General features: G+C 28.7%; 27 protein-coding genes and 1 tRNA gene. 17 read left to right on the forward strand and 11 right to left on the reverse strand.

The window, feature by feature from the left end:
* Genes yidD through rpmH form a run of 3 tightly spaced genes read right to left on the reverse strand, consistent with a single transcriptional unit; the run spans position 1 to position 735 of the window.
* Positions 1-249: a membrane protein insertion efficiency factor YidD gene (gene yidD / locus AMN99_RS00720; protein WP_075505949.1), complete on the reverse strand. Its 249-nt coding sequence runs from the start codon at positions 247-249 to the stop codon at positions 1-3.
* On the reverse strand, positions 249-590 hold the full coding sequence (gene rnpA / locus AMN99_RS00725; protein ID WP_075505950.1) for a ribonuclease P protein component: 342 nt from the start codon (positions 588-590) through the stop codon (positions 249-251). Before rnpA ends, yidD begins: the two co-directional genes overlap by 1 nt.
* A 4-nt stretch (positions 591-594) precedes the next feature.
* A complete protein-coding gene (gene rpmH, locus AMN99_RS00730) occupies positions 595-735 on the reverse strand; it encodes a 50S ribosomal protein L34 (RefSeq protein WP_023854404.1) in 141 nt (46 codons plus the stop codon).
* Positions 736-829: 94 nt separating this feature from the next.
* Here rpmH and AMN99_RS00735 point away from each other — a divergent pair, with 94 nt between their 5' ends.
* The 13 genes from AMN99_RS00735 to hisG all read left to right on the forward strand — a co-directional run bounded on the left by AMN99_RS00735 (position 830) and on the right by hisG (position 10,384).
* On the forward strand, positions 830-1,552 hold the full coding sequence (locus AMN99_RS00735; protein WP_075505951.1) for a TVP38/TMEM64 family protein: 723 nt from the start codon (positions 830-832) through the stop codon (positions 1,550-1,552).
* Between the two features lie 173 nt (positions 1,553-1,725).
* The gene (locus tag AMN99_RS00740; protein WP_075505952.1) at positions 1,726-1,926 is read left to right on the forward strand and encodes a hypothetical protein; all 201 of its coding nucleotides are present in this window, start codon (positions 1,726-1,728) and stop codon (positions 1,924-1,926) included.
* A 97-nt stretch (positions 1,927-2,023) separates the two neighbouring features.
* The gene (gene dcd, locus AMN99_RS00745) at positions 2,024-2,584 is read left to right on the forward strand and encodes a dCTP deaminase (RefSeq protein WP_075505953.1); all 561 of its coding nucleotides are present in this window, start codon (positions 2,024-2,026) and stop codon (positions 2,582-2,584) included.
* A gap of 3 nt (positions 2,585-2,587) precedes the next feature.
* Entirely contained in the window at positions 2,588-3,850 is a 1,263-nt protein-coding gene (gene murA / locus AMN99_RS00750) for a UDP-N-acetylglucosamine 1-carboxyvinyltransferase (RefSeq protein ID WP_075505954.1), read from the forward strand.
* A complete protein-coding gene (locus AMN99_RS00755) occupies positions 3,847-4,239 on the forward strand; it encodes a DUF2948 family protein (protein WP_075505955.1) in 393 nt (130 codons plus the stop codon). Before murA ends, AMN99_RS00755 begins: the two co-directional genes overlap by 4 nt.
* Before the next feature lie 7 nt (positions 4,240-4,246).
* Entirely contained in the window at positions 4,247-5,530 is a 1,284-nt protein-coding gene (gene hisD, locus AMN99_RS00760) for a histidinol dehydrogenase (protein WP_075505956.1), read from the forward strand.
* Between the two features lie 2 nt (positions 5,531-5,532).
* Positions 5,533-5,748, forward strand: coding sequence for a translation initiation factor IF-1 (infA, locus tag AMN99_RS00765; RefSeq protein WP_023854397.1), 216 nt, complete (start codon positions 5,533-5,535; stop codon positions 5,746-5,748).
* Between the two features lie 4 nt (positions 5,749-5,752).
* Positions 5,753-5,827, forward strand: a tRNA-Phe gene (locus AMN99_RS00770).
* A gap of 81 nt (positions 5,828-5,908) precedes the next feature.
* Positions 5,909-6,121 (forward strand): cold-shock protein, encoded by a 213-nt coding sequence (locus AMN99_RS00775; RefSeq protein ID WP_075505957.1) that lies wholly within the window; start codon positions 5,909-5,911, stop codon positions 6,119-6,121.
* A 312-nt stretch (positions 6,122-6,433) separates the two neighbouring features.
* On the forward strand, positions 6,434-7,828 hold the full coding sequence (gene hisS / locus AMN99_RS00780) for a histidine--tRNA ligase (protein ID WP_075505958.1): 1,395 nt from the start codon (positions 6,434-6,436) through the stop codon (positions 7,826-7,828).
* The gene (locus AMN99_RS00785; protein ID WP_075505959.1) at positions 7,806-8,855 is read left to right on the forward strand and encodes an ATP phosphoribosyltransferase regulatory subunit; all 1,050 of its coding nucleotides are present in this window, start codon (positions 7,806-7,808) and stop codon (positions 8,853-8,855) included. Before hisS ends, AMN99_RS00785 begins: the two co-directional genes overlap by 23 nt.
* 1 nt (position 8,856) lies before the next feature.
* Positions 8,857-9,705 carry a sulfotransferase domain-containing protein gene (locus AMN99_RS00790; protein WP_075505960.1) on the forward strand — a complete coding sequence of 283 codons (849 nt, stop codon included), beginning with the start codon at positions 8,857-8,859 and terminating at the stop codon, positions 9,703-9,705.
* On the forward strand, positions 9,692-10,384 hold the full coding sequence (gene hisG / locus AMN99_RS00795) for an ATP phosphoribosyltransferase (RefSeq protein ID WP_082255127.1): 693 nt from the start codon (positions 9,692-9,694) through the stop codon (positions 10,382-10,384). Before AMN99_RS00790 ends, hisG begins: the two co-directional genes overlap by 14 nt.
* Here hisG and AMN99_RS05845 read toward each other — a convergent pair.
* Positions 10,367-10,498 (reverse strand): hypothetical protein, encoded by a 132-nt coding sequence (locus AMN99_RS05845; protein WP_256998081.1) that lies wholly within the window; start codon positions 10,496-10,498, stop codon positions 10,367-10,369. The two genes, hisG and AMN99_RS05845, sit on opposite strands and share 18 nt — an antisense overlap.
* 31 nt (positions 10,499-10,529) lie before the next feature.
* Here AMN99_RS05845 and AMN99_RS00800 point away from each other — a divergent pair, with 31 nt between their 5' ends.
* The 4 genes from AMN99_RS00800 to AMN99_RS00815 are packed head-to-tail and all read left to right on the forward strand — an operon-like array spanning position 10,530 to position 14,155.
* Positions 10,530-11,627: a DNA recombination protein RmuC gene (locus tag AMN99_RS00800; protein WP_075505962.1), complete on the forward strand. Its 1,098-nt coding sequence runs from the start codon at positions 10,530-10,532 to the stop codon at positions 11,625-11,627.
* A 37-nt stretch (positions 11,628-11,664) separates the two neighbouring features.
* Complete coding sequence (locus AMN99_RS00805) at positions 11,665-12,351, forward strand: hypothetical protein (RefSeq protein WP_075506062.1); 687 nt, start codon at positions 11,665-11,667, stop codon at positions 12,349-12,351.
* 15 nt (positions 12,352-12,366) lie between these two features.
* Positions 12,367-13,803 carry an exonuclease domain-containing protein gene (locus AMN99_RS00810; protein WP_075505963.1) on the forward strand — a complete coding sequence of 479 codons (1,437 nt, stop codon included), beginning with the start codon at positions 12,367-12,369 and terminating at the stop codon, positions 13,801-13,803.
* A gap of 34 nt (positions 13,804-13,837) precedes the next feature.
* On the forward strand, positions 13,838-14,155 hold the full coding sequence (locus AMN99_RS00815; protein WP_075505964.1) for a thioredoxin family protein: 318 nt from the start codon (positions 13,838-13,840) through the stop codon (positions 14,153-14,155).
* Here AMN99_RS00815 and AMN99_RS00820 read toward each other — a convergent pair.
* Genes AMN99_RS00820 through AMN99_RS00850 form a run of 7 tightly spaced genes read right to left on the reverse strand, consistent with a single transcriptional unit; the run spans position 14,152 to position 19,914 of the window.
* The gene (locus tag AMN99_RS00820) at positions 14,152-15,417 is read right to left on the reverse strand and encodes a bifunctional folylpolyglutamate synthase/dihydrofolate synthase (RefSeq protein WP_075505965.1); all 1,266 of its coding nucleotides are present in this window, start codon (positions 15,415-15,417) and stop codon (positions 14,152-14,154) included. The genes AMN99_RS00815 and AMN99_RS00820 overlap by 4 nt on opposite strands.
* Positions 15,371-16,300 carry an acetyl-CoA carboxylase carboxyltransferase subunit beta gene (locus AMN99_RS00825; protein WP_075505966.1) on the reverse strand — a complete coding sequence of 310 codons (930 nt, stop codon included), beginning with the start codon at positions 16,298-16,300 and terminating at the stop codon, positions 15,371-15,373. The genes AMN99_RS00820 and AMN99_RS00825 overlap by 47 nt, the downstream gene beginning before the upstream one ends.
* Positions 16,297-17,097, reverse strand: coding sequence for a tryptophan synthase subunit alpha (gene trpA, locus AMN99_RS00830; protein WP_075505967.1), 801 nt, complete (start codon positions 17,095-17,097; stop codon positions 16,297-16,299). The genes AMN99_RS00825 and trpA overlap by 4 nt, the downstream gene beginning before the upstream one ends.
* The gene (gene trpB, locus AMN99_RS00835) at positions 17,097-18,326 is read right to left on the reverse strand and encodes a tryptophan synthase subunit beta (RefSeq protein ID WP_075506063.1); all 1,230 of its coding nucleotides are present in this window, start codon (positions 18,324-18,326) and stop codon (positions 17,097-17,099) included. The genes trpA and trpB overlap by 1 nt, the downstream gene beginning before the upstream one ends.
* Positions 18,316-18,945, reverse strand: a complete 630-nt coding sequence (locus AMN99_RS00840; RefSeq protein ID WP_075505968.1) for a phosphoribosylanthranilate isomerase — start codon at positions 18,943-18,945, stop codon at positions 18,316-18,318. The genes trpB and AMN99_RS00840 overlap by 11 nt, the downstream gene beginning before the upstream one ends.
* Complete coding sequence (pyrF, locus tag AMN99_RS00845; protein ID WP_075505969.1) at positions 18,945-19,634, reverse strand: orotidine-5'-phosphate decarboxylase; 690 nt, start codon at positions 19,632-19,634, stop codon at positions 18,945-18,947. The genes AMN99_RS00840 and pyrF overlap by 1 nt, the downstream gene beginning before the upstream one ends.
* Positions 19,624-19,914: an HU family DNA-binding protein gene (locus AMN99_RS00850; RefSeq protein ID WP_082255128.1), complete on the reverse strand. Its 291-nt coding sequence runs from the start codon at positions 19,912-19,914 to the stop codon at positions 19,624-19,626. The genes pyrF and AMN99_RS00850 overlap by 11 nt, the downstream gene beginning before the upstream one ends.
* Positions 19,915-19,922 lie beyond the last annotated feature (8 nt).

A 19,922-nucleotide genomic window follows, 5' to 3' on the forward strand; every position in this document is an offset into this window, starting at 1 on the left:
TTATTTTAATTTTGTGTTTTTTTTAACAGGATCAAAACCTTCACCACCACCTAAAAATTTGATTGGGTGACAAGATAAGATTCTTTTAATACTTAAAAATGATCCTTTTAACAGGCCAAATTCTTTAAGTGCATCAATACTGTATTCTGAGCAAGTAGGTAAATATCTACAAGAATGTCCAAATAGAGGGCTAATCAGATATTTATAACCTTTGATAATTTTAATTAATATATTTGTAAAAATATTCATTATTTTATTTTTTCAAAATCCTGAAATAGAGTTTCTTTTATTAATTTGTATTCATTATTTAGCATAGATGACTTAGCGATAACAAGGAATGAATAGTTAAAATTTATTGATATTTTTTTAACTGCTTCGTTTAAAATATTCCTTAATCTTCTTTTAATCTTATTTCTCTTAACTGCGTTTCCTAATTTTTTTTTTGTTACAAAGCTAATATTGAGTTTATTATTATTTTTATTCATTAATTTACCGAAGAAAATAGTTACATACTTATTCGAGAACTTTTTTTGTTTAAGTAAATTTTTAAATTCTTCGTTTTTTGAAAGAGCAACAATTTTGCTTTTCATTAATTTACACTGATACAGTTAAAGATTTTCTTCCTCTGGCTCTTCTTCTAGCTAAAAGTTTTTTTCCACCTTTAGTCTTCATTTTTGATCTAAAGCCATGTTTTCGTGCTCTTTTTTTATTTGAAGGTTGGTATGTTCTTTTCATAAATAAATTGATTAAATTTTATAAATTTTGCCCCTTTATATTAGCAATAATAAAAATAGCAAATAGAAGATTTAGGAATAAAATAACAATATTCATGGAAAAAACAAAAAAAATTAAACTATTTATAGGTTTATCTTACTTATTAATTGTTAGTTTATTTTTATATTTTTTCTTTTCAAAATTCAGTCTTCAGGAGATTACATCTTATGATTTTTTGAGAAATAACAGATCTTATTTAATTGAGTTGAAGAATTCTAATTTATTTTTAGTTTCAATTTCTTTCTTGTTTCTAACAGTGCTTTGGGTATTTCCTTTTCTAGGCTTTGGATCTCCTGTAGCTTTAATGGGTGGCTTTATCTTTGGCAAATGGATTGGAACACTAGTTGTGGTGACTGGTTTAAGTGTAGGTGCCACTTTTTTATATATATTTGGAAATTATTTTTTAAGAGATTTAATTAGAGAAAAATTTCTTAATAAATTTCAAAATCTTGAAATTAAATTTAAAAAATCTGAATTTTTTTATTTACTCGTTTACAGATTTATTGGAGGAGTTCCTTGGCAAATAAGTTGTCTATTGCCAACATTATTTAATGTAAGAGTAAAAAATTTTCTATCTGCAACTTTTTTAGGAATAATACCTCAGATTTTTTTGGCAGTTTCAATTGGAAGTGGGATTGAAAAAGTAATCGACCAAAATTCAGAAGTTCCAGGAATAATGGATATTATCTTTTTCCCAGATATTTATGTTCCTCTTTTAGCGTTTTTTGTACTAATTGTGTTTTTAATTATTTTTAGAAAAAAATTTTACAGAAATTAATGGTGCTCCCACCCTGTACTGACCAGGGAACTAGTCATTACCAATGACTTGTTATGCCATTTAACTACAGGAGCTAAAATACATTTAGTAATTTCTTGATAATAAAGCATTTTTTTCAAATTATTGCCTTAATTTTTTGATTATAATGATCTATATCTACTAAAAAAAATGTTATGGGAATTCACTACGATTATAAATCTACAAAAGGCAACAAGCTTATGGAGAAGCAAGCTAAAAGAGAAAGAAAGCTTGCTGAAAAAAAAGCTAAACGTTTAGCTAAAGAAGGCCCCAAAAAAGAAGAGCCCACATCAAAACCATTAGATCCTAATAAACCAATATCGTTAGATTTTTTGACTAATCCCAACAAAGAATGAGCTCTAAAGATAAAAATGAGCGTTTGAGCTTAGCTTTAAGAAAAAATTTAAAAAAAAGAAAATTATTTCAAAAAAAAAATAAAAAAAAATCTAAGTAATGTCTATTCAGCCTGACTCGTGGATTAAGAAGATGTGCAAAGAGCACAATATGATCGAACCATTTTTAGATCATCAAGTTGCTGAGGGAAAAATATCATATGGATTAAGTAGCATGGGTTATGATGTGAGAATCTCTGATGAATATAGAATATTCACTAATGTAAATAATTCCTTAGTCGATCCAAAAAATTTTTCAGATGACAACTTTATTGAGAAAAAGGGACCACATTGCATTATTCCTCCAAACTCATTTGTTTTGGCTAAAACAGTAGAATATTTTAGAATTCCAAAAGATGTACTTTGTATATGTGTTGGCAAAAGCACTTATGCAAGAACAGGTATAATTTGTAATGTAACTCCTATTGAAAACGAATTTGAAGGAAATATAGTTATAGAGTTAAGCAATACTACACCTAATCCAGCAAAAATTTATTCTAATGAAGGTATAGCCCAATTTTTATTTTTTAAATCAGAAACTCAACCAGAGACAACTTATAAATCTAAGAACGGTAAATATCAGGGACAAACTACTATTCAGGTTGCTAAAATTAAAAAGTAAGTTATGGACAAATTTCTGATTGATGGTCCTAGCAAAATAAAGGGCAAAGTTTCAATATCAGGTTCTAAAAATGCGTCATTACCAATATTAGCAGCTACACTACTTTTTGATTTACAGGTAACTATTAAAAACCTACCAAGAGTAAAAGATATTAGCACTATGCTAAATTTACTTAAGTCTCTTGGATCAAAAATCAAACTTTCTAAAGATAAAAAAACTGCAAAAATTTCAAACAATAAAAATATGAAAACTTTTGCTAGTTATTCATTAGTTAAAACAATGAGAGGTTCAATTTTAGTATTAGGACCATTAATTGCAAAATATCATAAGTCAAAAACATCATTACCAGGTGGTTGCTTAATTGGAGCAAGACCAGTTAATTATCATTTGTCAGCTTTAGAAAAACTTGGGATGAATTATGAAATTAAGGACGGTTACATTTTAGCAAAATCTAATGGCAAACTTAAAGGTAGAACAATCAGATTTCCTAAAATTACTGTTGGAGCAACTGAAAACTCTATAATTGCTGCATGCTTGGCAAAAGGAAAAACAGTATTAAGAAACTGTGCTGTTGAGCCAGAAATAAAAGACCTTACTAACTTTCTTAATTTAGCTGGTGCAAAAATTAATTGGAAAGGAAGAACTTGTAGTATTGACGGAGTGAGTTCATTAAAATCAACAAATTATTCTGTGATGGCTGATAGAATTGAAGCTGGTACTTTTTGCGTAGCTGCAACTTTAGCTAAAGGGAATTTAGAAATAAATAATTTAGACCCAAAAATAATAAATACAGAACTTAATTTATTAAAAAAAACAGGAGCCAAAATAAAAGTAAGCAAAAATAAAATTCATATTAATGGACCAGAAAAAATTAAATCTATTAAAAATATTAAAACAAAAGTGTTTCCTGGAATTCCAACAGATCTACAGGCGCAATTAATGGTCTTGATGTGTAAAGCAAAAGGAAAAAGTTCAATTACAGAGAATATTTTTGAAAATAGATTTATGCATGTTGCTGAATTACAGAGACTAGGTGCAAATATTAAGACCAAAAATAATAAAGCTTATATTGAGGGTAATACGAAATTTATTGGTGCAGAAGTAATGTCTAGTGATTTAAGAGCATCAGTGGCACTTGTCTTAGCAGCTTCAGTTGCACAAGGGAAATCTGTAATTAATAGGATTTATCATTTAGATCGTGGTTATGAAAAAATTGAAAATAAATTAAAAAATATTGGTGTTAAAATAAAAAGATTAAAAAGATGAACAAATATTTAGCTAAAATTATTGCTACAGATAAAGAGGGATTACAGATGATTTCAGCTTGTAGTTCAGGAGCCAAAGTAAAAGTTTCAGATATTAAGTATCTAGAATCTAATAAAGTATTTTTATTATCAATTGAGCGTATTAAAGTAGAAAATGAAAATGAGGACAAAAAAGTCAATAGTATCTGCAGATTTGATTTTGTTGATAAGGTAAAGTCAAAAAATATTGATCAATCAAATCAAGGATTGGTTTTAGAATTAGTAGGAATAGATTATTTGAAAAATAACGATGTTTATGAAATAAATCTCTTTTTTAGTAACAATGCTCATATTGCTTTGACCGCTGAAACCATTGAAGCAATATTAGAGGATCAAAGCGAAATAAAATAAAGTAGAAATGAAAGTTTTAGACAACAGTAATAAAAATTTTTCCAAATTGTTGGATAATTTGTTAATTAAAAGAAAGAGAAAAGTTCAATCAAGTTCTGTTTCAGTCACTAACATTATTAAAGATGTTAAAAAAAATGGTGATAAAGCTTTATTAAAATATGAGAAAAAATTTAATAAAAATTCAGTAATCAAGCCTAGCTCAAATCAAATCCAAAAATCAATTAAATCATTAAATTCTATAGTAAAAAAATCTATCGATACTGCTTACAACAGAATTTATAAATTTCATTCATTACAAAAATTTAAAAATATTTCTTACACTGACAAGTTTAAAAATAAACTTGAGTATAAATATTTGCCGCTAGATTCGGTTGCAATTTATGTACCTGGTTCAACTGCATCCTATCCATCTAGTGTATTGATGAATGCAATTCCAGCTATTGTTGCTGGTGTAAAAAGAATAGTTATGATCAACCCAGGTTATAAAGGAAAACAAAATCCTGCAGTATTGTATGCTGCCAAAAAATGTAAAATTAAGGAAATTTATTCAATTGGTGGACCATCTGCTATTGCTGCAGTTTCTTATGGAACAAAAAAAATTAAAAAGGTTGATAAAATAGTAGGGCCTGGAAATGCTTACGTTGCAGCTGCAAAAAAAGAAGTTTTTGGTGATGTTGGAATTGAGGGCATGACTGCTGGTCCCTCTGAAGTTACAATAGTTTGTGACAAGCATTCTAATCCAGAATGGATTGCAAGTGATTTAATAGGACAAGCAGAACATGATGATCTTGCACAGTGCATATTAATTTCAAAAGATAAAAACTTATTAAATAAAGTTAAAACTGAAATAATTAAACAATTAAAAAAAATTCCAAGAGAATCTATTGCAAAGAGAAGTTTGCAAAATAATGGAATTTTAATGCATATAAATTCGGATAAAAAAATTATAGATATTGTTAACAAAATAGCTCCAGAGCATTTAGAGTTAAATGTTAAAAATTATAAATCTATTGTTTCAAAAATAAAAAATTCAGGATCAATTTGTTTAGGAAAATATGCCGTTATGGCTATGACGGATTATAATGTAGGTTCAAATCACGTTTTACCAACTAATGGATCAGCAAAATATTCAAGTGGTATAAGTGTAAACGAATTCTACAAAAGAATTTCATACATAAACCTATCAAAAAAGGGTATTGAAAGTCTTGGACCATCAGTTATAACACTTGCAAATTATGAAGGCCTGGTTGGGCATGCTCAATCAGTATTAAAAAGAATAAGGAGAAAATAAATTTGTCAAAACAAGACTTACTTGAATTCAAGGGGACTGTAATAGACCTACTCCCGAATGCAATGTTTAGAGTTAAGCTAGAGAATGGTCATACGGTTACAGCTCACACAGCAGGTAAGTTGAGAAAAAACAGAATTAGAGTTCTTCAAGGTGACAATGTAACTGTGGAGATGACACCTTACGATCTTACTAAAGGAAGAATTATCTTTAGAGGATAAATAAGGCTGAGTAGCTCAGGAGTAGAGCAGAGCCCTGAAAAGGCTTGTGTCGGAGGTGCGAATCCTTCCTCAGCCACCACCACAAAGTTTGATCTTGAAATACCTGTAAAAGAAATTAACTTAATTAATATAATAAATAACAAAAGGACGAAGAAATAAGATGAGTACACTACAAGGTAAAATAAAATGGTATAATGGTAAAAAGGGATATGGCTTTATAGAGAGAGACGACAAAGAGAAAGATGCCTTTGTACATGCTTCAGCTGTAAAAGCTGCTGGAATGAGATTTCTTAATGAAGGTGATAAACTTGAATTCACATTAGAAGACGGTCCTAAAGGTCCTTCTGCAGTAAATTTAAAAAAAATAGACTAATTTTCGTAAAATTTCTAAAGGACGTTATTTCTACATTTAGAAGATTAACGTCCTTTTTTTATTTAAGCCTTGAATATTAATAATTTTTGTCTAAAAGGCTGTTCATGAATATAAATATTACATACAGAATTACTTATAGAAGTACTCACAGAAACTGTTTCCATAGCCATTAGGCTATTTATTTATATTATAATTTTCATTCCACATAAAATAAGATAAAAAATAAAGGATAAGCTTTGGTGGTGAAATAGTATCACGTCGGTTTGTGGATCCGAAGTCGTAGGAGCGTAACCTACCCAAAGTACCACTAAAATGGAAAAAGATAAAAAACTCAATCCTTCCTTACCATCTGGATTTGAAGATCGTTGGAATAAAAAGTTAGTTTTAAAAAAACAACTTTTAAAAGTGATTGAAAAAAATTTTTTAAAATTTGGAGCTGAACCATTAGAAACACCTTCTTTTGAGATCAGCGAAAATATTGGTTCGTTTTTAGCAGAGGACGAGGATAACCCTATGTCTGATGTATTCTCATTTAAAGATGGAGATAAAAATATTACTCTTAGATACGACCTATCCAGTCCTTTAGCTAGGTTTGTTGCTCAAAACAACCAAGAGCTTCCATCAATTTACAAAAGATACGCAATTCAGAATGTTTTTAGAAATGAAAAAGCAGGAAATGGAAGATACAGAGAGTTCATGCAGGCTGACTTTGATATTGTTGGAAATGTTAATTCAGCTCAAGCTAATGCAGAACTTTGTAATTTAATCTCAAGTACACTCTTAGATTGTGGTTTGAATAAAGATCAATTCACAATCAATATTAGTAACAGAAAAATAGTACAAGGTTTAATTGATGATTTAAAAATATCTGAAGATAAGCAATTAAAAGTAATTAGAGCTATTGACAAATTAGATAAACCTGGATTTGGTTTAAAAGGTGTTGAAGATCTTCTTAAAAAAGAGAGAAAAGATGCAAGTGGTGCAGTTACAAAAGGTGCCGATCTAACAGAGGAACAAGCATTACAAATATTAAATTTTTTAAAAATAAAAGATTTAAAACAATTAAAAGAAAATTTAAAAAATCCATTGTCTCAAGAGGGAATTAAAGAGCTTGAGGAAGTTTTTAAAATTTTAGGATTTGGTTCTAATTTAGAACAAGTACAAACTAATTTTACTATTGTTAGAGGTTTAGCTTATTATTCTGATTTTATTGTTGAAACTAACTTAAATTTTAAAGTTACAAATAATAAAGGAAAAGAAGTTGATATTGGCAGCATTTGTTCGGGAGGGTCTTATGCTAAGCTTATCTCAAGATTTAAAGGGGTAGATATTCCAGGTACAGGGATTAGTTTCGGTGTAGACAGATTGTTATTTGCACTTTTACAATTGGATCAGATTAAGGTGGATGATCAAAAGCCTGTTTTAGTATGTGTGATGGATGAAAAATATCTAAAAAATTATTACGAAATTCTAGATCAATTAAGAGAAAATAACATTAATGCAGAAATTTTTTTAGACACAAAGAAAAATTTAGGTAAGCAATTAACCTTAGCAAATAAACGTGAATTAAATGTAGCAGTTATATGTGGTGACAATGAATTTAATGAAGGCACAGTAACGATAAAAAATCTTAAAGGTGTTAAAGGTGAAAATAACAAAACATTTCCAAAATCAAATTTAATAGATGAAATCAAAAAACTTATCTGAAAACATTCTTAGATCAGTAAAATCTAAGGGTTACAAATACATAGATTTACCCTCAGTTATTGAGGCTAATCATATCGTTCAAAGGTCAGGTGAAAACTTTAGAAAATTTATTTTTTCATTTACTGATCAAAATGGAAGTGAGTTATGTCTTAGACCAGATTTAACAATTGCATCTTGTTTGAGATACTTAGAGAATAGTTTAAAAGGAAAAGAAAAAATTTTTTATAGTGGTCAAGCATACAGAAAATCTGAAAATAAAAGTGATTCTATTATCCGAGATCAAATTGGATTTGAAATTTTAGGTTCTAAAGATGAAAAAAATGATGATAAAGAAATTATCAATACCTCACTAAAATCTCTTCAAAATATTAAGTATTCTTCAGGTAAATTAACAATAGGAAATGTTGAGATATTCAATTTGTTAATTTCAAAACTAGATATCCCGAAAAGATGGAAGTTAAGATTATCAAGACATTTTTGGAGAGAAGATTACTTTAATGATCTTTTAAAAAGATTAGAGACAAACTCTGATGTAGACCCAACTATTGTTGAAATTGATAAAAAGCGTTATTTAAAAATGCTAAAAGAAGATCTATCAAAAGTAATAGCAGGTAGAACTATTAATGAGATATTAAATAGGTTTGATAACAAAATTAAAGACCCAAGAAGAGCTAGTAAAGGTAAAGGTGTTTCAAAAATTATTAAAGACTTTTTAAAAATCAAATGCCCAATCAATGAGGCTGCATCTGAGTTAAATAAATTTTTTAAAAAAAATAGAATTAATTTGGTGGTTGATCAAAGATATTTTCCTGTCTCTAACAACAAAGTTTCAAAACTAAATGTAGTATTTTCAACTTCTTTTGGAAGACAATTGGAATATTACACAGGGATGGTTTTTAAAATTGATGTTAAATCAAAAAATAAATTAAAAAATATTATTAATGGTGGTCGTTATGATCGATTAATTTCTGATCTTGGGTCAAAAAAACAAATACCAGCAGTTGGGGCTGCGTTGAATTTAAACTAGAATGATAATTTGGTTAGCCTCATATCCAAAAAGTGGAAATACTTGGTTGCGTTCATTATTAGCAAGTTATTATTTTTCAAAACGAGGTGAGTTTGATTTCACTTTATTAAATAATATAGATCAGTTTCCGAGTGTTAATTTTTTTAAAAATGATAAAGATTTTTATCTAAGACCTGAAGATACCTCTGCAAAATGGATTGAAAAACAAAAATTAATAAATTCGGATAATAAATTAAAATTTTTTAAAACTCACAATGCTCTTTGCAAAATTAATGGTAACGGATTTACAGATGAAAAAAATACTTTGGGTGCAATATATATAATTAGAGACCCAAGAAATATAGTTTCATCATTAGCACATCATTATGAGATAAAAAAAGAAGAAGCTTTAAGATTTATGGATGATGAAAAAAAAGCTTTAATTGAAAAAAAAGAAAATAGATTTTTAGGATTTGTAACATTATTTTCTTGGAAATTTCATGTAGATAGTTGGAATAATTGTAGTTTGTTTCCAGTTCTAACTATTAAGTATGAGGATTTAGAATCTTCAACATATGCAATATTAAAAAAAGTAATTGAATTTATTACAAAAATATCCAAATCTAAAACTTCGTTTAACCGTCAGAAAGCAAAAATTGCAGTAGAGTCATGTAACTTTGAAAAATTAAAAAATTTAGAAAAAAAAAATGGTTTTAACGAAGCTATGATAAAAAAAGATAAATCAGGAAGAGTTAAATTTTTTAATCTTGGAGGAGAAAATAATTATAAAAAAATTTTAAATCCTAATTTAACCAAACAAATTAATACAAATTATAGAGAGTATCTGGAAAAATTTAATTATGAAATATAATTTTAAAATAGGTATTCCTAGTAAAGGTAGACTCAGAAAAGATGTATTAAATATATTTAAAAAAAATAAATTAAATTTAATTTCAGAAAGAGGAGAAAGAGATTTATTAGGTACAATTAAACAAAAGAAAAATGTTAAAATTTTATACCTTCATGCAAGAGAAATTATAGAAAGACTTGGAGATGGTTCATTAGATCTAGGATTTTCTGGATTTGATTTGTTGAAGGAGAGTGAAATAAATATTCAAAAGAAAATTAATGTTATTAAAAAATATGATTTTGGGAAGGCCACGTTAGTAGTTGCAATTCCAGATCCTTGGATTGATGTTCAAACTATTGCCGATTTAGAGGAAATAGCATTTGAGTTTAGAGATAAGAAAAAGAAAAGATTAAGAGTTGCAACCAAATATCCAAATTTAACAAGAGAATTTTTATTTTCCAAAGGGGTTACTCAATTTAAATTAGTAGATAGTTTAGGTGCTACAGAGGCATATCCTTTTACTGGTTCATCAGAAATAATTACTGACATCACTTCAACAGGAGAAACTTTAAAAGCTAATAATCTAAGAGTTTTAAAAGATGGTGAAATATTAAAATCAGAGGCTTGCATGATGATATCTAAATCATCGTCTAAAAATAAATCTCTTCAAAATTTTGCTAGATTACTTTCTAAGAATTAAATCTTTCCAATAAATAAGAATAATTTTAATAATATCTAGGTTTCGAAGAATTGCATAAACACCTACTAGTATTCCTAAACCAATAATAATTTTAAATATTAATAATAATTCCATTACATATTTTATATATGATATAAAGTGATTCATGGAAGTTATATTTTTAGTTATTTTAATTCTGCTGCTTGGAGTAGTTTCGGCAATTCTTTACTTAAATTTAAGATCTAAGCCTGAAGATCAAAAGGAAAATAAAGAAGCTGAAGAAATAGCTAATTTAAAATCCGAAATCTCAAGTTTAAAGGATACCTTAAATACAACAATCAATAGCTCACTTGGAGCAATGTCCACTTCATTTAACAATCTGTCTACCGGAGTAACAAAAGACATGACAGAAGCTTTAACCAAAGTAGATGAAAAAGTTGGAAATTTTAATCAACAAGTTCAACTATTAAACCAAAGCCAGGAGAGTATAACTAAAATTTTGGCTGGGGTTAAAAAATATGGAACTCTTGCAGAGTTTAGTTTGGATGCACTAATTAAAGATTTACTACCAGCTTCTCAATTCATGACAAATGTGAAAATGAAGGAAAATACAAGTGAGAATGTAGAATTTGCAATCAAGCTTCAAGGCGATGTTTTAGTTCCAGTTGATAGTCATTTTCCAGTGGAGAAATTTAAAGCAATTACCGATGGTCATGACGCGGAAGACAAAAGATTAGTTGCTGATGCTAGAGCAAAATTAGCTACTGCATTTAAAGCAAAAGCTAAAAGTGTAAATGAAAAATATATTGTACCACCAAAAACTACTGACTTTGCAATTGTATATGCTCCTACAGAAAGTTTATACAAAGAGTTAACTGAATACCAAGACCCAAGTACAAAAGAATTATTAATTCAAGAATTAATGAAAAAATATAAAGTTGTAATTTGTGGCCCTAATACTTTGTCTGCATATTTGCAATCTTTACACATGGGCTTTCAATCCTTGAAAGTTCAAAAGGGAGCAACTGAAATCTATAATCATTTAAAAACAATAAGCACAAGATTTTCAAAACACTTTGATAACATAGTAGTTCTTAGAAAAAAATTAGAAGATGCTATGGGTGTGGTTGATAAATTTGGAACAGATGCAAGATCAATAAATAGAACTTTGGAAAGTATAAAAGATCCAGAGCAGGTTGAGAAAGCTGTACAAACAGACAACGTTGAAAAATTTGTTGATAAACAAAGACAAATTAAAAATTAATTTCTTTTTTTTGATAATACCATTTATAAGAAATCTCATGCAATGGAATCGTAAATATGATTATCCAAAATCTTCAAGAGCTACTGTTGATGGTATTAGAAGATACCTTTTGGGAGAAGAAAAATTACCAAGTGTTACTTCAATTTTAGATGTTACTAAATCTGATGAAGATAAAGCAGCATTAGCAAATTGGAGAGAAAGAACAGGATATAAAGAAGCAGAAGCTATCACGAAAGCTGCAAGCAGCAGAGGTTCACAGATGCATAACTACTTAGAATCATATTTGCTTGGGAGAGAAAATTTAAGTTTTTTTGATGATAATGAACAATATAAATTGATGGCAAAAGAAATAATAGATCATGGTTTAAAAAATAGATTAGAAGAAATATGGGGTGTTGAGTGCACACTGTACTATCCAGATAAGTATGCTGGCACTGCTGATTGTGTTGGAGTTTATGAAGGAAGAGAAACAATTATAGATTTTAAACAAAGCAATAAACCAAAGAAAGCTGAGTATATCGATTCATGGTTATTACAAACCAGCGCGTATTCTTTAGCTCATAATGTTGTGTATAACTCCAATATCACTTCTTGTGTTATTTTGGTCTGCACTGTAGATAAATTATTCCAAGAATTTAAAATTCAAGGACATGATTTAGTCATCTATCAAAATTTGTTTTTAGGAAGATTAAAAAAATTTCATGAACTATCTAATTTAACTTAAAATATATAAGAAAATATGGACAAATTTGTAATCTACGACACTGAAACAACTAATAGCACTATTTGGGGATCAATTATTGAGGTTGGGGCTGTTGTTGTTGATAAAAATTTAAATGAAATTGGTAAGTTAAATATCAGAGGCAGAATGCCAGAAGGAGAAGTGCCAAGTGCTAAAGCTCTATTGGTAAACTCAACAAGTATAGATTTACTTACCAAAGGAAACTATTCTCATTATGAATTCTTAGGAGCAGTTGAAAACTTCTTCTCAAAAGCTGCGCCAGCATTATTTATGGGCTGGAGTAACTTAAATTTTGATAGACGTATGTTTCATTTTAATTTTTTTAAAGGTAACAGATATCCTTACATTACTCATTCGTCTCCAAATAAAGAACACGATGGTCTTCATGTTGCAAGAGCTGCACAAACAATTAATTCCGAAACTTTAAAAACTGAATTAACAGATGCTGGAAATGAAAGTCTTGCTCTTGAAGGTTTAGCAAGACAACAAGGATTTGATACTTCCCAACAACATACTGCGTATCATGATGCATTTACTAGTTTGAAAATTTTAAGAATTATAAAAAAAAAGCATAATGACAATTGGGAAAAATTTTTAACCACTTCCACAAAGAGTAGCGTGGAATCTATTTTAAAAGGAGAGGGTATTTATTCAATTTTTGAAAATGTTAAAGGAAGAAATATGATGTATTTAGTATCAACATTACATCCAGAGCATTGTTTTCATCCATCTTATGCTTCCTGGGGATATCTTTGGGACTTAAGAAGAGATCCAGAACCTTTTTTAAACATGTCTGTTAATGAGCTTAAAGCTAATCTTAAAAAAATAAGTCCTAAAGCTTTAAGAGTTATTAAAACAAATAAAGCGCCTGTAGTATTAGATAAAAAATTTGCTTTAAAAGAAAAAGCCTATGCAGATCTAGATTTAGAAACAATTCAAAAAAGAGCCAAATTAGTTAGATCTAGCGAAAACCTATGCAAGAATATTCAAATCATTAATAGGGAAGCTGCAGAAGAAAAGGCTCAAACTCAAAATCAAGAAGATTTACTTCCTGAGGAAACATTGTATGAGAAATTTGTTCCAAACAAAGATACTGCTTTATTTAAAACATGGCACAGCTCGTCGTGGGAAGAAAAATTAAGATTACTAGATAAATTTCAAGATAAGAGATGTGCATGGTTTGGACAAAAAATTATTTACCAAGAAGCACCTCACGTATTACCTCCTGATTTATATAAAAATATTAAAAGCGAGATAGCTAGAAGAATTTTAAGTAAAAATAGAGAAAAGTGGCAAACTATAGCAATGGCTTACACTGAAATAGACACCTTAAGAGACCAAGCATCTAATAGAGATGATGAAGAAGAACTAAAAAAATTGGATGAAATAAATGAATTTATTATGTCTATTGAAAAAAAATATGAAATTGCATAGTTGACTTTAAAACTTTAATTTATAAAAAGGATTTATGCTTATAGATTTTAAAGATGAAGATTTTGATAGTAAAATCAAAAATGAAGATGTTTCAGTAATTCAGTTTTCAGCTGCTTGGTGTGGACCATGCAAAGCTTTAAAACCAGTGATGGATAAATTAGCTGATGAATACAAAGGTAAAGCTGGTTTTTATTATGCTGATGTAGAAGATGGTGGAATAAACACTGGAAGTGCTGCTGGCATAAGAGGCGTACCAACTGTTATTATTTACAAAAAAGGTGTTGAAGTAGATAGAAAAGTTGGTGGGGTACCTGAAAGCCACATGAAAGAATTTTTAGAAAAAAATATCTAATTCAAATTAAGTATTTCTCCAGCTAGATAAAGAGAACCTGTAATTAAGATTATATCGTTTTTCTTGACCGAAATGGACATGATTGCATCAAATATATCTTCTTTGTACTGAACATTTTTGAATGAATTTAGTTTGTTTTTTAAGTCTTTTCCGCCAATTGAATTAGGTTGGTTTGGAATATCAATAGTGGTCAAGGTTGAGATATTTTTAAAATAACTAATATACTCATTATGATCTTTATTGGACATCATACCTAAGATTATGTGTTTATTACAATCTAAAGTTTGGAGATATTCATTTACCGCTCTAGCTCCATCAGGGTTATGATCCCCAGAAACTAATAATGTATTATTTTTTACAAGTTCTTTTAGTTTTCCAGATTTAATTTCTTGTAATCTTGCAAGATTATGTATTTTTTGAATACCACTTTCTATTTTAGTATCTTCAATTCCAAGATTTAAAGTTCTTATAGTTGCAATGGCAGTTGATATATTTTCTAATTGAAACTGACCAAGAACATTTGGTGGAGGAAGTTTTAAACCTCCAAATTTATCCTCATAGTAAAAAGAACCATTTTCTTGATTTGAATAACTATAGTCTTCATTAAAAAATAGCTTATTTGAAGAGTTATTTTTTAGAGTTTTTTTAATACATTCCATCGTTTGTTCTTTATTTTGTTTAGCGATAATAATATTTGAATTAAGTAAGGCTGATGTTTTTTCAAAAACAATTTGCTCGATTGTTTGATTTTCTTTTGGAAGCCAGTCGAGATGATCTTTACTTATAGAGGTTACTATACTTGCAAGATTACTCTTTAAAATATTAGTAGCATCAAAACGGTGGAATAAACCACTTTCTATTAAGTTGATATTGTCAGGATATTGAGCAGCTTTATAAAAAAAACAAGCTGATAACATTTCAAAAACAGTTATTGGTTCGTTATTATTAACTTTTTCAACCTGTTCTAATAAATCAGCTAGTTCCTCGTCATTTAATTCCTGATTATTAAATACAAATCTTTCATTAATTTTTTGTATATGCGGGCTCGTATAAACATTACATTTTAAATTTGCTTCCTTAAGAATCGCATAAATAGCTTGGATGGTAGAATTCTTTCCATTAGTTCCAACAACTGATATGGCCTTAATTTTATCTTGGGGATTTCCTAATTTTTTACAGAGATTTTGAATTCTATCTAAAGATAAATCTATTTCTTTAGGATGCAACTTTTGAAAATTGCTGAGTATCTTCTGAAGTTTCATTTTGCTCAGAACTTATAGCAGAATTTTGTTTTAACAATATTGATAATAACGTTCCTATTTTAGATGCTAGATCTCTTCTCTCAACGATTAAATCTACAAACCCAGTTTTCTCAACATACTCACTTTTTTGAAAACCTTCAGGCAATTCTTCTTTTACTGTTCCTTGAATAACTCTTGCACCTGCAAATGCAATTAATGCGCCTGGCTCTGCAATATGAATATCTCCTAACATTGCATAGGAAGCAGTTATTCCTCCTGCAGTTGGATCTGTAATACAAACTAGGTAGGGCAAACCATTTTTCTTTAATTCATTAATTGCAAGTGTTGTTCTTGTCATTTGAGATAATGAAATTAAACTTTCCATCATTCTCATTCCTCCACCAGCACTAATACATATAAATGGCGTTTGATTTTCTATTGCATGTTGAATTCCATATAAAAATGCTTCACCTTCTGCAGCAGCCATTGAAGCTCCTAAAAAATCAAAGTCAGATGCAACAGCTGTTATTTTAATATTATTGATTGTCCCAGATGCAACCATCATTCCACAATCTAATCCAGTTTTCTTACGAGCACTTTTTAATCTATCTTTGTATGATTTAGAGTCTGTCCAATTTAAAGGATCATCTTTTGGAATTGGTGTTTTAAAAACTTCATAGTTGTTTTTTCCAAACAAAATATCAAATCTTTGTTTTGGTTTAATTCTATGATGTTTATTACAATCTGGACATACCCAAAGGTTTGCTTCTAAATCTTTCTTTAGAATTGGTCCACGACAACAACTTGTCCATTCACTTTTTGCGATATCTTCTTTAGTAGCTCGTTCACGTATAGCAGTTTTTATCTTTTCACCTGCTTTAATAATTTTGGTTATCCAGTTCATTGAATTTTATTTCTTAATCTTTTAACGATATTAGTAACATTTGTGACAGTATTTTGTCTTCTTTCAATTGATTTAGATATTTCCTTACATATCGCACTACCAACTACTAGACCATCAGCTTTTTTAAGTGATTTAATCGTCTTTTCTGTAATACCAAAGCCAATCACAACATTTTTCGATTTATTTTGATTTTTAATTTTTTTGTATCTTTCCAAGATTTTCTTAGGAGATACTTTCAGTTTTCCTCCTGTAGTTGATAACATACTTATATAGTAAACCATATCATGTGAATCTTTTATTATTTTTTTTAATCTGATTTGAGATGTAGTAGGTGAAACCAGCTGAATAAAATTTACTCCTTTTTTTTTACATTTTGATGCAAAACTTTTGTTTTCTGGATAAGGTAAATCTACAACAATCAGTCCATCTACTTTTGATTTTTTACATCTATCTAAAAATTTATTTTCATTGTACTGAAATATCATATTGTAATAACCCATTAGTATAATTGGTGTATTTTTTTTTGATTTTTTAAAATTTTTTGCAATTGAAAATACATCGTTAATTTTAATACCATTTTTAATTGCCCTATAGGCGCTAGTTTGGATTTGACCTCCATCAGCTATGGGAGTGTTGTGAGGAAAACCCAATTCACAAATATCAGCATAGTCAGAAATAGAATTAAGAATTTCTAAAGATTTTTTTTTAGTATTATCACCTGCAACTGTATAGGTCAGTAAGGCAGGTCTATTTTCTTTTTTGGCATTTAAAAAAGCTTTATTAAGTAAAGAGCTCATTAATGTTTTCCCAATCTTTCTCTTAAAATATCTCTATCTTTTTTTGCATCACCACAAGAGTTAACAATTATAATTGTATCTTTGCTTAATTTTGGAGCAATTTTTATTGCCTCAGCAAAAGCATGACTTGGTTCTAAACTTGGATTAAGTTTCTCAAATTTAGTTACCATTACATGTGCATTAAGTGCATCCTCATCTGTTGCGTAAGTATATCTTGCTCTTTTAGTATCTTTTAAAAAGCAATGAATAGGACTAACACCAGGATAATCTAAACCAGCACTTATAGATTCTGTATCATTAATTTGTCCTTCATTATTTTGGCAAACATATGAAGCTGCCCCATGCAAAATACCAACTTTTGCATTTCTACTTAATGGTGCTGCGTGAAGTTTTGATTTTTTTGGGCCTCCCGCTTCTACACCAATCAATTCTATTTGTTTTTTATCAAAGTCAATAAACTCGCTCCAAAATCCATATGCAGAGCTTCCACCCCCAACACAATTTATTAATTTAATTTTATTTGGAATTTTTTTAAATTCTTTTTTAAGCTGTGTTCTTAATTCTCTAGAAATTTGTGCAGTTGACCAACCACATATTTTTACAAAGATATTCGGTCCAACAGTACTACCAACACACATATGTGTATTATCACAATTAGACACCCAATATCGCATGCATTCACTCACTGCATCAACTAAAGTCTGACTTCCAGAATAAACTGGTACAATTTCTGCACCATTTTTTCTCATAGCGTCACAATTTGGTTTTTGTCTTTTAATGTCTTTAGCACCCATAAAAATTTTACATTTAAGCCCAAATTTTTTTGCTGCCATACTTAACATTTTTCCTGCATATCCAGCGCCAGTATCACCAACGATATATTTTTTACCCATAGCTTTACAAATTAGTGCATGAACAGTGGCATTATAGATTTTATGTGCACCTCCATTTGCTTCAGAAACTACTTTTGCCCAAATTTGAGCTCCACCTAAATGATTGGACAAATTTTCTAATTTCACAAAAGAGGTTGGAGATCCAATATAATTTTTAAAATAATAATCTCTTTTTTTTAAAAAGGCTTTATTATTTCTAAGTTTCTTAAATTCTTTTGTTAAATCCTCTACTGGTTTTTTCAAAGTTTCAGGTATAAAACTACCTCCAAATTTTCCTCCCCAAAACCCTTGTTGATCGTGTTGATCAATTAATGGAATACCTTTTTTAAGCTTCATTTTTAATTTCATTAACTTTATTTAAAAAAAATTCTATTTTGGATAGGTCTTTTAATCCAGATGTTTCTACACCACCAGATAAATCTATAAAATTTGCCAAATTTTTGAAATTTTTAAGCTCTTCATTGTATTGAATATTTCCAGCAATCATTAATTCCTTATTTAATTTGATATTTTTAATCAAGTCATGATCAAAAGACTGACTTTTCTCGTAGCCCTTACTATCAAATAAATAAATATCAGTATGATCAGAATATAATTTATAATTACTCAAATCAGACTTTGATTTTATTGTGAAAGCTGTAATAATTTTCTTTTGATATTTTTCTTTTATCTCTTTTATTTCCTCTGGTGTACAATCATATAATTGATAATAATCAAAAGGTAAATTTTTAATTTTCTCTAAAATATTTATATTTGGTTTTACCAGAACAGCAACATAGTAACTTTTTTTTGGATTATTGATTAAAAGTTTTTTTAAATTTTCATATTCAACATATCTAGAACTTTTTGGATAGTTGCAAATAAATCCTATAAATGTCGGTGGGTGACGGTGATTAATTAAAAAATTTAAAGTATCAGGATCAGAAATCCCACAAATTTTACAACCCTTTATCATTAGTATAAATGATTAATTAATTTTTTAATATTATTCTTAATATTACCTTTTGTAAGAGATCTTCCAATTACCACCCCTGAAACTTTATTTTTGAAAGCATCTTTTGGTGTCATTATTCTAGCTTGATCATTTGTATTGTCACCTGGCAATCTTATACCAGGTGTGATGATTAATAAATTTTTGTATTTTTTTCTAATCATATTTGCTTCTTTTGCAGAACAAACTATCCCATCACATCCTGATTTTTTAACAATACCAGCTTGCTTTAAAACTAGTTGGTCAACTGTTTTAGTATGACCAATTTCTTTTAACGACTTATTGTTGAGACTAGTTAACACAGTAACCCCAAGTACTTTTAAATTTTTATTAATTTGTTTAGTCTTTTCCTTGATAGCTTTAAGCATATTAAGTCCACCATTTACATGCACAGTAATGTATTTACATTTTTTTAAATCTTTCAAACTATCAACTGCAGAAAGAGCTGTTTGTGGAATATCATTTATTTTTAAATCCAACCAAAAATCTGATTTATATTTTTCTAAAAATTTTCTTCCATTTTTTGAGTAAAAAAACTGTAATCCAAATTTTGGAATAATTTTTAGCTTTTTTGAATTAATATTTTTAAGAATTTTCTTTATTTGATCTAAATTTGAAGTATCACATGCAATGAATATAATTTTATTCTTCATTATTGATCTTTTTAAACATTTCCTTACTCATTTTCCATGATATTACTTTCTTTTTAGGAACTGCAACTTTTTCGCCAGTTTTTGGATTTCTTCTAATTGAGGCTTTTTGAGTCTTAACTCTAAATGTTCCAAAATTTCTTAATTCGACTCCATCTCCTCTACGAAGTGATCTTTTTATTTCATTTAAAATTATATCAGTAAATTTCTCTAAATCTTTTTTTAAGAAATTTGGGTAGTTTTGAGAGAGTTGTTTTAAAAGCTTTGATTTTACAATAGCCAATTTATAAC

Source organism: Candidatus Pelagibacter communis, assembly GCF_001180225.1.
GTDB lineage: Bacteria > Pseudomonadota > Alphaproteobacteria > Pelagibacterales > Pelagibacteraceae > Pelagibacter > Pelagibacter ubique_D.